The 13,933-nt window shown below is 41.0% G+C and carries 11 protein-coding genes; 5 read left to right on the plus strand and 6 right to left on the minus strand.

Annotated features, from left to right (window positions below):
* Window positions 1-39: 39 nt before the first annotated feature.
* The 3 genes from GR929_RS11810 to GR929_RS11820 all read left to right on the plus strand — a co-directional run bounded on the left by GR929_RS11810 (window position 40) and on the right by GR929_RS11820 (window position 2,952).
* Window positions 40-504 (plus strand): CYTH domain-containing protein, encoded by a 465-nt coding sequence (locus GR929_RS11810; protein ID WP_159520046.1) that lies wholly within the window; start codon window positions 40-42, stop codon window positions 502-504.
* 87 nt (window positions 505-591) lie between these two features.
* On the plus strand, window positions 592-2,568 hold the full coding sequence (locus tag GR929_RS11815) for a DUF3078 domain-containing protein (RefSeq protein ID WP_159520048.1): 1,977 nt from the start codon (window positions 592-594) through the stop codon (window positions 2,566-2,568).
* Between the two features lie 3 nt (window positions 2,569-2,571).
* Window positions 2,572-2,952 carry an SRPBCC domain-containing protein gene (locus GR929_RS11820; protein WP_159520050.1) on the plus strand — a complete coding sequence of 127 codons (381 nt, stop codon included), beginning with the start codon at window positions 2,572-2,574 and terminating at the stop codon, window positions 2,950-2,952.
* 78 nt (window positions 2,953-3,030) lie between these two features.
* Here the strand turns inward: GR929_RS11820 and GR929_RS11825 are convergent, their stop codons facing one another.
* The 3 genes from GR929_RS11825 to GR929_RS11835 all read right to left on the minus strand — a co-directional run bounded on the left by GR929_RS11825 (window position 3,031) and on the right by GR929_RS11835 (window position 8,621).
* Entirely contained in the window at window positions 3,031-4,557 is a 1,527-nt protein-coding gene (locus GR929_RS11825; protein ID WP_159520052.1) for a TolB family protein, read from the minus strand.
* Window positions 4,558-4,707: 150 nt separating this feature from the next.
* Window positions 4,708-7,002: a sodium-translocating pyrophosphatase gene (locus GR929_RS11830; protein WP_159520054.1), complete on the minus strand. Its 2,295-nt coding sequence runs from the start codon at window positions 7,000-7,002 to the stop codon at window positions 4,708-4,710.
* A gap of 272 nt (window positions 7,003-7,274) precedes the next feature.
* Complete coding sequence (locus tag GR929_RS11835) at window positions 7,275-8,621, minus strand: MATE family efflux transporter (protein ID WP_159520056.1); 1,347 nt, start codon at window positions 8,619-8,621, stop codon at window positions 7,275-7,277.
* Window positions 8,622-8,899: 278 nt separating this feature from the next.
* Here GR929_RS11835 and GR929_RS11840 point away from each other — a divergent pair, with 278 nt between their 5' ends.
* The gene (locus GR929_RS11840) at window positions 8,900-9,370 is read left to right on the plus strand and encodes a low molecular weight protein-tyrosine-phosphatase (RefSeq protein WP_159520057.1); all 471 of its coding nucleotides are present in this window, start codon (window positions 8,900-8,902) and stop codon (window positions 9,368-9,370) included.
* 136 nt (window positions 9,371-9,506) lie between these two features.
* The gene (locus GR929_RS11845; protein ID WP_159520059.1) at window positions 9,507-10,259 is read left to right on the plus strand and encodes a class I SAM-dependent methyltransferase; all 753 of its coding nucleotides are present in this window, start codon (window positions 9,507-9,509) and stop codon (window positions 10,257-10,259) included.
* Here the strand turns inward: GR929_RS11845 and GR929_RS11850 are convergent.
* The 3 genes from GR929_RS11850 to GR929_RS11860 all read right to left on the minus strand — a co-directional run bounded on the left by GR929_RS11850 (window position 10,256) and on the right by GR929_RS11860 (window position 13,933).
* A complete protein-coding gene (locus GR929_RS11850; protein ID WP_159520061.1) occupies window positions 10,256-11,785 on the minus strand; it encodes a PepSY-associated TM helix domain-containing protein in 1,530 nt (509 codons plus the stop codon). The genes GR929_RS11845 and GR929_RS11850 overlap by 4 nt on opposite strands.
* 109 nt (window positions 11,786-11,894) lie before the next feature.
* Entirely contained in the window at window positions 11,895-12,698 is an 804-nt protein-coding gene (ccsA, locus tag GR929_RS11855; RefSeq protein WP_159520063.1) for a cytochrome c biogenesis protein CcsA, read from the minus strand.
* Window positions 12,698-13,933: a cytochrome c biogenesis protein ResB gene (locus GR929_RS11860; protein WP_159520065.1), complete on the minus strand. Its 1,236-nt coding sequence runs from the start codon at window positions 13,931-13,933 to the stop codon at window positions 12,698-12,700. Before GR929_RS11860 ends, ccsA begins: the two co-directional genes overlap by 1 nt.

Consider the following 13,933-nt stretch of genomic DNA (forward strand, 5'->3'; position numbering starts at 1 on the left):
TGCTGAAGTGTATTTTTGCGGAGAAGAATCATCAACATTATGGCAATAGAAATAGAAAGGAAGTTTCTGATAAACGAGGCGCTACTTCAAGAGCCCGTGAAAAAGATAAGTATGGTGCAAGCTTATTTGCAAACTGATCCGGATCGAACAATTCGGGTTCGTATTGCCGATGAAGCAGCTTACCTCACAATAAAGGGACGAGGAAACGGAATTTCGAGACCGGAGTTTGAATATGAAATACCGGTTGATGATGCCGAAGAGCTATTAAAGTTAGCTGTGTATCCACCAGTTGAAAAGGATCGTTTCCATATTGTCGTAAATAATCGCACTTGGGAAGTTGACTTTTTTAAGGGAGCCAACAAAGGACTGTTTTTAGCAGAATTGGAGCTTGATGCTGAAAATGAGTCTTTTGAAATGCCAGTCTGGATTACAAAGGAAGTGACTGGTCAGGAAAAATATCATAATTCGTATCTGGCAAAATATCCATTTTCAACCTGGAAATAGTCGAATGGCTTAATTTTTGTATGTTGAGCACAAGATTTTTTTGTGTGCGTCGTTTTTAAGAGAAGCCAATATAAACCCTTTTAGTTTATGAGAAGCAGATTAATACTAGCTGTTACTTTTTACTTTGTCATTTTTTGTGTCGTTTCTAAGGCCGAGGAGTCACCTCGTAGAAATGAGAAAAGTTCTTCAATTGATTCGGTTCAAGTCAGCGTTGATTACCTCAACCATTTTTTATATCAGAACAGCGATTGGATCCCAGTCGATAATGAGCTTGGGAAAAGCCTGAAAGGCTTGGTTCACTTTGCAGAGGATGAAGATATAGATACGATACTGTACAAGCTTGAAAAGTATCGCATGGTCGATGATCCTAGTTTTTTTTATCGGCCGGTAGATCGTGTTTCCGATTCTTTAGAAGTAGCGGGCTATGTGTCGAAAAAGGAATTGGATGAGAAATTGAGTCGTAAGGAGCGATCCATTCGGTCAACAATCGTAAAAGACGAGATTGCTGTCCCTGAGGAAATTTTTGAAAAACTGGATGAGAAAGTGAATCTGCTGGCAAAGGATGAGGTTGATTTTTTGTTAAGAGATTCTCTTGTCATTTTGCCCGATAGCTTAAAAGGGTTTGATGTAATTCCTGATTCAATTATAAGTAGTCCCGCAGATTTTATACGCCTGCAAAAAATGGATAGTCTGAAACGCATATTGCTCGAAGAAGCACGTATTCATTACAATAATAATATGCTGAATTTTTATATAGATTCAGTCAGCGATGCTTATCGGACTCAGTATATTCAGGAATATGTCCAAAAGGAAAAAGCGGAGCTGGTTGATTCAACTCGGGCTCAAAACAGGGAAATACTGAGAAAATACAATCAGGCGGTGATGAAGGCTATTAATGATTCGATTTCGAAAAAGATTGATGTGTTAACCAATTTTGCTAAAAAGGATTCGATAAATTTATGGGTGAAAAACAGTGAAGGCGATTCTACAAGAGTTATCCTTCGCAATAATGCTAATCGTTATACCCGAATGTTTTTAAAAAATGAGCAAAAGGATTCACTGGGTATTCGTATTCATAATGAGGGTAAAAACTCGATGCAGATTTTTATTGATGATGCTGTAACCCTTAAGAGATTTTCAACCCAACAAACAAAGGCTTTCGATTTCGATCAGTTTGAACCCGAGAGTAGCCTTCGTTCGATTGATCAACGCTATAAAGTGATTACTCCGTGGAGTTTAGGGGGCGATGGAAATTTTGGTTTTTCTCAAACTGCACTGAGCAATTGGAAAAAGGGAGGGAAGAGTGCTCTGTCTACTTTGCTGGTCTTAAAAGGATTTGCGAATTATTCGTACAAAAAGGTAAAGTGGGAAAACTCAGTTGAGCTTCGAAATGGCTGGATAAAACCATCGGGAATGATCCAGAAAAATGATGATAAGTTTGAATTTATCTCGCGTTATGGGTTAAGTGCCTTTAAAAAATGGTATTATAGTGCGGAGATCGATTTTCAAACTCAGCTATTTAATGGTTATAATTACCCGGATAGGGAGACTAAAATTTCAGCATTTTTAGCTCCGGCAAAAACATTGATTAAGCTTGGTTTAGATTATAAACCGAACAAAAACTTTTCGTTGTTTCTTTCACCTTTTACCTCAAAAACGGTTTATGTGAGAGACACCGTTGAGGTGGACCCAACTAAGTTTGGGATTGATAAAGGAAAGAAACGCTATTGGGAACCGGGTTTAAATGCCGATGTTTCGTATAAAACAGACATAACACCTGATATTTCTTATCAGATGAAGTATAAAATGTTCATCAATTATAGCTCCCCTTTTTCAAAATTTGATGTTGATTGGGAAAATAATTTCGTGATGAAATTGAACGATTTTATCAGTCTTCGGGCAATGTTGCATTTTATATACGACGATAATGTGAAATTCAAGGTTGGAGAAAAGGCTGATGGAAGTGATATTCTGGAGCCCAGATGGCAAATCAAAGAATTTATAACCATCGGCTTTTCCTATAAACTAAATAAACGTATCTTCCGACGAGAAAAAGTAAATTAAGCGATGAAGGATTATAAAAAATATTTTAGCCTGGATGCCAGTCCGGCGGATGTGTACAATGCGTTGACTAATAAAACGATGCTTGAGATATGGACCGGTGAAGCTGCCGTGATGGAGGAAAAACCGGATACTGAGTTTTCGCTTTGGGAGGGAAGTATAAGCGGTAAAAACCTGGAGTTTGAAAAGAATCACAAGCTTGTTCAGGAATGGTATTTTGGCGACCAGGATGCTGCATCGATTGTGACCATCAAACTGCATAAAGATGGGGACGGTACGAGCATGGAAGTTCGACAAAGTAACATCCCCGACGAAGCTTATGATAATATTGTTGAGGGCTGGGAGGAAGATTATTTTGAATCTCTAAATCAGCTGTTTGAACAGTAAACCATCCAAAAATATAGAAAGAAGAACAGGATATCTCAAACATGAAATATCCTGTTCTTCTTTACAAAATATGTTCTTCTATTTTTTACCCGAATTGCTCACAAATGCAATGTGTTTGCTGTCGGGTGACCAGGAAGGTACATTAATGGTTCCCTGCCCCCCATACAGATAGGCAATTACTTGAGGTGCACCTCCGCTGGTGGGTATCAGGCGCAGCATCACTCTTTTGTACGAAGGGTGGGAGTTGGATTCAATATCGGCAGGGAAGGAGATAAAAGCGATCCATTTCCCATCGGGCGAAATGTGAGGAAACCAATCATTGTATTCATCAAAGGTGATTTGTTCATGATCGCTTCCATCAGGTTTCATACGCCAAAGTTGCATGGTGCCGGATTTACTTCCATTGTAATAAATATATTTTCCATCAGGCGAAAATTCACATCCGTCAACATGTTCGCCGGGCTGACTATTGGTTAGAGCAACTTCCTTTCCTCCGTCAATTGAGTTTTTGTAAATGTTGAATACATTACTTCCACCACGTTGAGCAACGTAGAGTACTTCGTTATTATTAGGAGCCCACCCATGCCAGTATGACGGCGCTTCTTCGGTAACCAGTTGTGGTGTTCCGCCCTCCAAAGGCAAAACATATACCCTCGACCCACCACCGCCTTTTAGCCCTTGACTGTGATGGCTAATTGCAAGCATCTTCCCATCGAATGAAATTCCATGATCGTTATTGAGATTATCGGCAAAGTCGGTGTTTAAATTTTCCAGGTTACCACCTTCAGTCGGAATTTTATAAAGTGAACCATCCATGTTGAACAATAGCTTTTTGCCATCAGGCATCCAGTTTGGTGCTTCAAAACGATCATTCTTTTCGTAGATGATTTTACGTTTTCCATTGAAAATATTCATCGTTTCAAGTCTGCATCCAAGCCAACCTTCCTGTCCCGGGTCATAGTTATCTGATACAGGTTGATCAATTCGAACATTCCAGATTTTTGCTTTTTCGATTACATCCGGATTATGAGAATTGATAAATAGGCCTGCAAACACTTTCTCCGGTAGGCTTTCCATAACCTGTGAGCCAATTAGTTTTAGTGGTTCCCCAACATGAGCGGCCCGAAAAATCATCTTTTTACCTTTGCGTTCGAGTTGTAATATTTGGTAATTTGGCTTTGGAGCAAAGAGTTCATCTTCAGGATCGCGCATAGATTCCCCTTTTAAAGGTCGCCACTGCATTACAGTTAACCCATCTCCATGAAGAACAGCAGAACAGTGTACCTCATTTTCTTCTTCGGAAGCTCTAACCATCCAGCCGACTTTTCGATGCGGATCAGTTCCTTCTCCAACAAAAGAAAAATTGGCTGTCAATATGAAATCACCTTTCAATTTATTGTATAAGTAATGAAACTCATCCCGTTCGAACCAGATATTGTAACCAGATCCGCTAATTAAGTATTCTTGGGTTTGACGATTGTAGCTTGCCGAACCACTGATTTCGGGGTTTCCAATGTCTTTGTTAGTACTAAATATGCCTGTCGGGACTTGTGCAGAAAGAGAGGAGAGGTTAAGGCACAGAAGAAAGAAAATTGAGTATTTCATAGTTAGTCATTTCGGTTAGAATAGCTAAAGGTAAAAAAATCAGAAGAGGATGTTGAATGCTATAAAGCAAAAATGGATCTATTCATGGATACAAAAAAAACCTGTGAGCAGAAGCCCACAGGTTATCAGATTTTTCAGCAATTTATTATTTTACATTAAGCTCAATGTAACGGTTAAACCGGCCATTACAACAGAAACCATGGTCATCAACTTAATCAAGATATTAAGTGAAGGACCTGAAGTATCTTTAAACGGATCGCCGACAGTATCGCCAACAACACCCGCCTTGTGGGCTTCGCTACCTTTTCCACCGTAGTTTCCTTTTTCTATATATTTTTTTGCATTGTCCCAGGCACCTCCAGCGTTATTCATAAATACAGCCAATGTAAATCCTGAGGTTAAGCCACCGGCAAGTAAACCAATAACTCCGGCAACACCCATTGATGCTCCAACAAGCACGGGAACGATGATGGCAACCAATGATGGCAACAACATTTCTTTTTGGGCTCCAATAGTTGAAATTTCAACACACTTGGCATATTCAGGTGTGGCAGTACCCTCGAGAATTCCTTTTATTTCGCGGAACTGACGACGCACTTCGTCAACCATAGCACCTGCGGCACGACCAACTGCTTTCATGGTCATCGCACTAAAAACAAATGCCATCATAGACCCCAGGAATAAACCTCCCAAAAACAAGGGGTTGAAAAGCGTGATGTCGTAGGCAGCTGAAAAATCCTTTACAGAAGCCATATTGAGCTGAACGACTTTAATACCTTCTTCAACTTTAGGTACGACGTCGGTATAAAAAGCAAAATCGCCGACACGCACAAAACCTTCTCCTGCATTAGCAATTTTGCCAAACCACAAGCGAATTTCTTCCATGTAAGCTGCAATCAAAGCCATAGCTGTCAGTGCGGCAGATCCGATGGCAAAACCTTTCCCGGTCGCGGCGGTTGTGTTTCCAAGCATGTCCAAGGCATCGGTGCGCTCACGAACCTCTTTGGGTAACTCTGCCATTTCAGCATTTCCTCCGGCATTATCAGCAATGGGACCAAAAGCGTCGGTTGCTAGCGTGATTCCAAGTGTTGAAAGCATTCCAACCGCGGCAAATCCAATTCCATAAACTCCCATGGCAAAGTGATCAAAACCTCCTGCGGACCAAAAAGAACCAATGATTCCGAGTACGATTGTTACAACAGGAACCCAGGTTGAGTACATTCCGACAGCTATACCGTCGATAATTGTTGTTGCAGGTCCCTGTAGTGCTTGGCCTGCAATTCCTTGAGTAGGCTTGTATTCATCCGATGTGAAATATTCAGTTGCCTGACCAATAATTACGCCGGCAGCTAGTCCAATGATTACAGCACCAAAAACGCCCCAGGTAATCCATCCCATGTAAACCATTCCAATCATGGCAATCAGTACCAATACTGACGAACCGCCGGTTCCGAGAAGAAGCGCATTCAATAGGTTTTTCTGGGTTGCAGATTCTTTTGTACGAACCATGAAAATACCAACAATAGAGAAAATAATACCAATAGCGGCTACAAGCATGGGGGCAATTACGGCCATTTCGGTCGTCATTCCCGAGACTTTTAACGCAGCAATTGGCAAGGCAGCACCGAGAGCGGCGGTTGCTAAAATAGATCCGCAATAAGATTCGTAAAGGTCGGCACCCATACCGGCGACATCTCCTACGTTGTCACCTACGTTATCGGCAATAGTGGCGGGATTACGAGGGTCGTCTTCAGGAATCCCAGCTTCTACTTTTCCAACAAGGTCGGCACCTACATCGGCAGCTTTTGTATAAATTCCACCTCCAACACGAGCGAAAAGTGCTTGTGTTGATGCACCCATTCCGAAGGTAAGCATGGTGGTTGTAATTTCCACTAGCTTTTGTGCTTCACTGGTTCCGGCATGTACGAAGTTCAATCCAATTAGATGAAACCCGTTAGCCATGTGTTCGGGAGTAAAGATTACACTGTTTAGGAACCAGTACCATAAGGCAATGTCTAATAGTCCAAATCCAACAACAATTAAGCCCATTACAGCACCACTTCGGAAAGCTACTTTCAACCCTTTGTTTAGCGATTGAGAAGCACCATGAGTTGTTCGTGCTGAGGCAAAGGTAGCCGTTTTCATTCCCAGAAAGCCACAAAGGCCAGAGAAGAAACCACCAGTTAAAAAGGCGATGGGTACAAACGGATTCTGTACACCAAGGTATGCCAAAAGCAATAAAATAAGTAAAAGAATAAGAAAAACGATGCCAACAACTTTATATTGGCGATACAAATAAGCCATTGCCCCTTCGCGAACATATTGAGCGATTTCAATCATTCGTGGTGTGCCTTCCGAATTCTTCATCATTGATTTGAAGAAAAACCAGGCAAAGACAAGAGCTAAGATCGAACATAAAGGAATTATCCAGAATATAGCATTCATAAGAAAAATTAGTTTTTTGCAACGCTGTTGCGGTTAGAGATTTATTTTTTTGTGTTTTTACAAACAGCCCTCAAAATAGTAAATATTGATCACTGAAAAGGACCCTGTCAACTGTTATATGGCAGACCGCTTGTAAAGTTTTTGAAGTAAGTAAAGATAACTAAAAATGGCTGAATCGATTCTTATTAGCGTTCAGGGGTATCAATTTGTAACGATTCTAAAGTAATTTGTGTTTATTTAATACTTTGGGATGAAGGTGTTCGGTAGCGATCTTATTTTTGAGGAGGCTTTTGAACGACCTCTTTTCCTCTCCACTTTCCTGTGAAGTAGTAAATAATAAGAATAATTGTTCCGGCAAGCCACCCTGCCGGTTCAGCCCACCAGATACCATTTACTCCAATGTGGTCGGACAAAAAATAAGCCATCGGAATGCGAAAAACATACAATGCAGTAAGTGTGGTAAGCATGGGGATAAAAGTGGCCCCCGCACCACGCAGAAACCCGGTAAATGTAAACATAACAGACAACAGCAGGTAAAATGAAGAAACGATGACCAGATAGTCTTCTCCGATTGCAATTACAGCCGGATCGGGGGTGAATAGCTTAATCAGGTATTTTCCGAATACGATAATAATGACGGATATAAAGGCCGAATAAATCAAAGAAAATAGAAGGGTGATTTTAAGGCCTTTCGTTGCTCGATCTTCGCGGAACGCTCCAAGGTTTTGTCCGGTAAAGCTCGAAAGGGCTGAAGAAAAAGTTATCGCTGGCATTTTGGCAAAAGAGTCAATTCTGATTGCGGCAGAATAGGCTGCCACGGCATTGGTGCCAAAACCGTTCACAATAACCATAATGGCCATCATCCCGAAAGCGACAAATGACTGCTGAAAACCGGTTGGAAGTCCGATGCGTATGCAGCTTTTGAATATCTTTTTGTCGAACACGTATTTGCGAAACGATAGTTTAATAACAGCATGTTTTTTATTTAAATACCAGGCAGCGGTAAAAAAAGCACTGGCCTGTGCTATCACTGTTGCAAATGCTGCTCCCTCAATTCCCCATTTAAAAACCAGGATGAAGAGTAAATCTAAAACAATATTACTAAAGGTTGAAAAGATCATAAAATAGAGCGGCGTTTTTGCATCTCCCAAACCTCTTAAAATAGAGGTGATTCCAGCGAATCCGAAAAAGAAAAACATACCCGTTAAGTATATCTTAATGTAACTGACAGCTTCGGGCAAAATAGCAACAGGCAATTGCAATAACCTGAATATTTCTTCACTGAAATAAATACCAAGTGAAGTGACCACCAGCGAAGCAGCAAGGAAAAAGATAAAAATGGTATCGATTGTTTTGGATACATTCTCCATTTGTTTCGCTCCAAAATATTGCGAAACAACTGTTGAGGCTCCGGAGCCAACTCCAATAATCAGAGAGATGAGCGTGAAAATAATCGGAAACGATGCGCCAACAGCACCCAGTGCCTCTTTCCCCAGGTAATTTCCTACAATAATACTGTCGACAATATTGTAAAGGTTCTGAAATAAATTACCAATAACTAAAGGGACAGAAAAATTCAGGATAATTTTTGCTTCACTTCCAACCGTAAAATCTTTCATTCTCTTTTATAACAGAATGCAAAGCTGAGTATTTTAAACTTCTTTTCAAAATGAACAATGCGCATACAACATTCGCTGATGAAATGGATTTTTTTAAACTCATTGGAGATGATTTCTAAAATTTAATGGAATAAACTTTCATGCTCAATAGAATAATTTAATTTTGTATTGAAAGCAATTAACGATAGGAAACGAGCACGTAAAAGCTTTTACACACAGAAGAATAATTTTATGCGAGTTCCATGTGATACCAAAAAAAAGCAAACAATTATAATCGAATGAAAAAACGGGTGTTATTTGTCTGTTTAGGAAATATTTGCCGGTCGCCCAGTGCCGAGGCGGTATTTAATTCTGTAATTCAGACACAAGGATTGGAAGATCAAATTGAGTGTGATTCGGCCGGAACAACTGGATATCACGCCGGGGAGCCTGCAGACCGAAGAATGCAGGGACATGCCATTCAACGTGGTTATCGGTTGACATCCATCTCGCGCCCGGTAAATCCCGAAAGAGATTTCCATGATTTTGACTACATCATTGGAATGGATGATAACAATGTTTGGGATTTAAAAAAAATGACATCGAAGCCTGAAGAGGTCAGGAAAATTTATAAGATGACAGATTTTTCATCGGGCAATCAGTATAAATTAGTTCCTGATCCGTATTATGGGGGAGAAGAAGGATTCGAGTTGGTGCTAGATATTCTCGAAGATTCCTGTCGTGGACTACTTAAAAAAATGCAGGAGTAGTATTCAGGCTTTGTGTTACCAATTGCCAGAGTATTTTTCTCCTGTTGTATTTTTGTTTGCCGACAGGCTATTTATAAATATCACAAGAAGTTAGCAGTTCGAAAAGCTAGAAACATTAAGATAAAAATTTCCAACCATGAAGATTGATCAGGCCATATTTTACTCATCGATTGCAAAATATTACAATCAAATATTTCCATTAAACGAAAATCAAGTTCAATTTGTGAAAACAAGCCTTGGATCGCTTGATGGTAAAAATATCCTGGACATTGGTTGTTCCACTGGTCAGTTGGCTATGAAATTAGCCTCCGCAGGAGCCCAGATTACAGCAATTGATTTGAATGAGGAAATGATTAAAATAGCTGAGAAGGAGAATCATTTTCCTGGTTTGTCATTTCAGGTTGGCAATATGCTGGAAACCGGAACTTTTTCTACTGAATCGAGCTTAGATGCTGTTTTGTGTTTTGGAAATACGCTGGTACATCTGGATTCGATCGATGAAATTGCTCAATTCTTTAAGGCTGTTGCCAAAGCATTGAAGCCGGGAGGAAGATTTATGATCCAGATTCTGAACTACGATTACATTCTTGATCATGAAGTGGAAGAACTTCCATTGATAGATACACCAAAAATAAGTTTTATCCGGAAATATGATTTGCCGACAGAAGATGAAGAAAAGGTCATTTTTAACACAGAACTGGTGATTAAGAATAGTCGCGATTCCTTGTTTCATGCTTCACGATTACTCCCGATACGAAAAGATGATTTAAATGCTTTGCTGAAACACTACGGCTTTGAGCGCATGGTTTATTATGCAAATTTCCAAAAGAAGCCTTATGGTGGAAATCATTTACCATTGATTGTTACGGCAGAACGATCAGCTTCTTAATTCGCTTTTTTCAACCGTTTTTTTCGATATGCTTTCCACCAAATCATAAAACCACTGACCAGAACCATAATAAGGCAGAGGCCTGATAGAGGAACATACAGAATGTAGAAGGGGCCAAAGAGATGCTCAAATATCCGTCCGGTATGCACTTCCAGTGCGGTATTCCAGAGAGAAATGGGCGATTTTTGGAGGACTTCATTGGGCATTTCCCAGTTTGGCATATTTTCAAAGTTCTGCATGCCGAGGCTGTAATCGAATAGGTAGTGAGCATTTTTACTGAACTCAAAATATCCGGTAATGAGGTGGTCTGATATTGGTCGGCCGCTACTGGCTTGGGGTGGCTTTTGACTAAATGCATCAAGTACGAACTGGCTCTTTAGATCCCAAATGAATAGCCCGCTAAATGAACCAACCAAATAGCTGGTTGGGCTGAGTGGCTCCAGTACATTACACCCCATCACACTCACCGGAGGTTGGGCGCTTGCTTTTTTCAGTGTTTGGCTTAGTCCCTCATTGGCCAAATAAAAACCATCGGAGGTTGAAATGATATACGATTTTAGCGTTTCATTCCACGTTCCACGTCTAAGCTTGTCAAACCACGGATTTGGATCGTCTAAATGAGTTCCCGGTATTAATCCAACTTTCGAGTTCGCGATTGGAATCAACAATGGAGGACGTAAAAACATACCCGCTGTCGTGTTCAGAATCAGAAAAACAATGAAGGTGTAGCCCACCACGTTGTGCCAACGGAGGTTAAGTTTCCGGGTGGCGGTGAGTTTCGAATTGTCTTTTAGCTTCTTTCTTCGGCGCTTAGCAATTTTAGGAAAGAAAAAATGAAGCAAGCCGGTAACGGATAGTAAAATAGTTACCAAGCCAAGCAAGTCAACAAAAAGCTTCCCGGCTAGTCCAAATAGCTCGCCGCTGTGTAGTTCCCACAGGGTGTTGAATAAACCAGTTTTTCGCTCATAGTCAACAGGCCTGGGCAGCTGAATAACTTCAAATTGGTGGTTGCCGACCGACTTCAGTAAATGATGACGACTCATCACCATCAGCGTGTCTTGCTTGATGAACAAATCTGTTAGCCGGGTTTCTTTTGTGGGTAATGGAATGTGTTGCCACTTTTCGCTGCCTGTTTTTCTTTCGTAAAGTCCAAAGTGAGTAGCAGCAAATAAGGTATTCCGAAATTTTTCAACCTTATAGATTTTTCTTTTGTCGATTCCCTCAGGAAAACCGGTGTTAAAATCAGCTATTGTATTTCCGTTTTTCTTCCAAACGCCTATGTTTCCGTAGAATATAAAATTTGCTGAATCTACTGGCAAACCGCCACGCACTGCCGCCAGATTCCAGTTTTTATATTGGTAGTCGGAAGGAAGCCAGTTTCGATTAATGTCGATCGAAGAAACCACGGACCGGTGGTTCATCACAATGCCGGATAAGGCGAAAAGAATTGCCAGAAATGCAATGATTACTCCGGGCCATTTGTGCAGCTTTCGGAACAGTTTTAAGAGTTTGTTTTTTCGCTTCATGAATGACTTGTAGTTGACAATCTCATTTGAGACAATCTTGATTTCAGTAATACAAAATTAAGCGAAGTCTGATCTTAACATGTATCTAATGTTACAAATCAACGAAATGTTAGTTGCTATAGGTGTGTACGCTATTTTGAGCTGTTGGCAAGTAATTCACCCCAAACCAACAAACCAGCAATAACGCAAAGGCAATCAGAAGAATCCACATAGCCTGTTCGTTTCGTTTTAAGTGTTTATACCGATGATGAATGTAGATCAGGTATGCGGTCCATGTAATAAAAGCCCAGGTTTCTTTGGGGTCCCAAGTCCAGTAATGTCCCCAGGCTTCTTTGGCCCACAGTGCGCCGAAAAGCAATCCCATGGTTAAAAATGAAAAGCCCAGGTACACGAAATTATCAGCCAGAGATGGAAGTGCTTGCCAGTCTTTATTACAATAATTTTGATAGATGGCTTTTAGAGCTACTAAGCTCGAAGCAGCCAACAAGGCATAAGCAAACATGTACACGATAACATGCGGAATAAACCAAACACTTTGCAGTGCCGGCATTAGGCTTTTATCGTGCGTTTCAGGGTTTAAATAGTTGATGACAATAAACAGCCCTCCCATGAACAGGCTGTAAGCTAACAGCCATTTATACTTCCAACGGGCAAAGCTTACCAGCCCAATTGCTGGTAATAGCAAGGAATACCACAAACGGGTTTCTCCCAAAGTCCGCATGGGCGGACGGTCAATTTTTGTCCATAAAACGATGATGAACAATGACAGGCTCAAAATTCCGCCGAGAGCCAGAAGAGACGGGAGATATTTTTGTATTGATTTATTAGTAGACCGCAGAAATAAGCTACCGACGCTTGCCAACCAAAAGAACAAGGTAATAACAACATAACCTTCAAAATTAATCCATCCCATTACAATTGTTCCTTTCTCTTTTTTGTTCCATCCCTAAACAAGAACAGTGTTCCGGCTAACAGCATGAAGATACCTAGATAAACTGCCGGAATCCATGGATCTCGCACCAGCTCGATCACACTCAAGGTAGACCACTTACCCATCTCGGTATCGTAACTTAGTTGATAAAGCTTCCATCCTCCAAGCTTAAATGGTTTATTCACTTCCAGTGTAGTTTCCAGTTGTTGGCCATCCCGGGTTAAAATTCGAATAGCCGACTGATACTTTTGTGGCTCGGGTGGCAGCATTACAATGGAGTGCTCACTGCTGATTTTAAACGCGTAAGGTTGTTGCCTGAAGCTTCCTGAGCTAACCCAGCTGTTCGCTGTTTCCCGGGTTTTCGTATGTGTAACTTTAAGTTGCGCAGCAGGTGGCGATCCGATTTCATTCACCCGTTCAAATCGATTGCCAATGAGGCCAGCTTCGCCTAGCAGTTTTTCAACTTCAACCTTGTAGCTTAATAATTGGAAAGGAGCTTCTGCAACTGAAAAATACTGGTTCTTTTTGCCTTCTGTTACCACCTTTCCTGTTTTATTATCAATCAATGTTAGTTTGGGAGGATACTCGTCAATACTGAAGTTGAGCAACTCAATCGCGATGGGGAGCTCAATCACTTGTCCAGTTTGATTGGTTGCCCGCCATTCCGGTTGGCCTTCCTGACAATTCATACTTAGTCGTTGCAGGTCGCTGCTCCCCAAGGCAGCTGCAGTCAGGGCAATCCACAGTCCCAAATGGTTTAAAACATAACCTGTATTTTTTAGTTTGAAGGGGATTAAGCGTTTCAAAGTCGCCAGCCCGAGGCTGGATAAAAAATACACATTGGCTAAAACAAACAGCCAGCTATTTGTCAACTGATTTAATCCGGTCAGGTTGATGATTAACGATGGCGACTGCTGGTGTTGAGGGATAATTCCCATTAAAATAGCCAACCCACAATAAAAAGCAGCTGAAGTTACCGCTGCGGGAACCGAAGATAGCCATTTGTGGAAAGCTGATTTTTTTGAGAAGAAATGAATTCCCAGTAAAATGGAGATAAACAATAGTCCAAGAATCAGATTTCCCGGCCACCGAGGAATCTGTGCTTTTAGGGAAGGCAAAAATGCCTGCCAAACGATTCCCAGTATTGCCAATCCTCCTACAACAATCCAACCTTCACGATACGACCAGGGCGTTTGCCAGGTACTTCTCTTCGTCAT

The sequence above is a fragment of the Sunxiuqinia indica genome (genome assembly GCF_009847015.1).
Taxonomy (GTDB): Bacteria; Bacteroidota; Bacteroidia; order Bacteroidales; family Prolixibacteraceae; genus Sunxiuqinia; species Sunxiuqinia indica.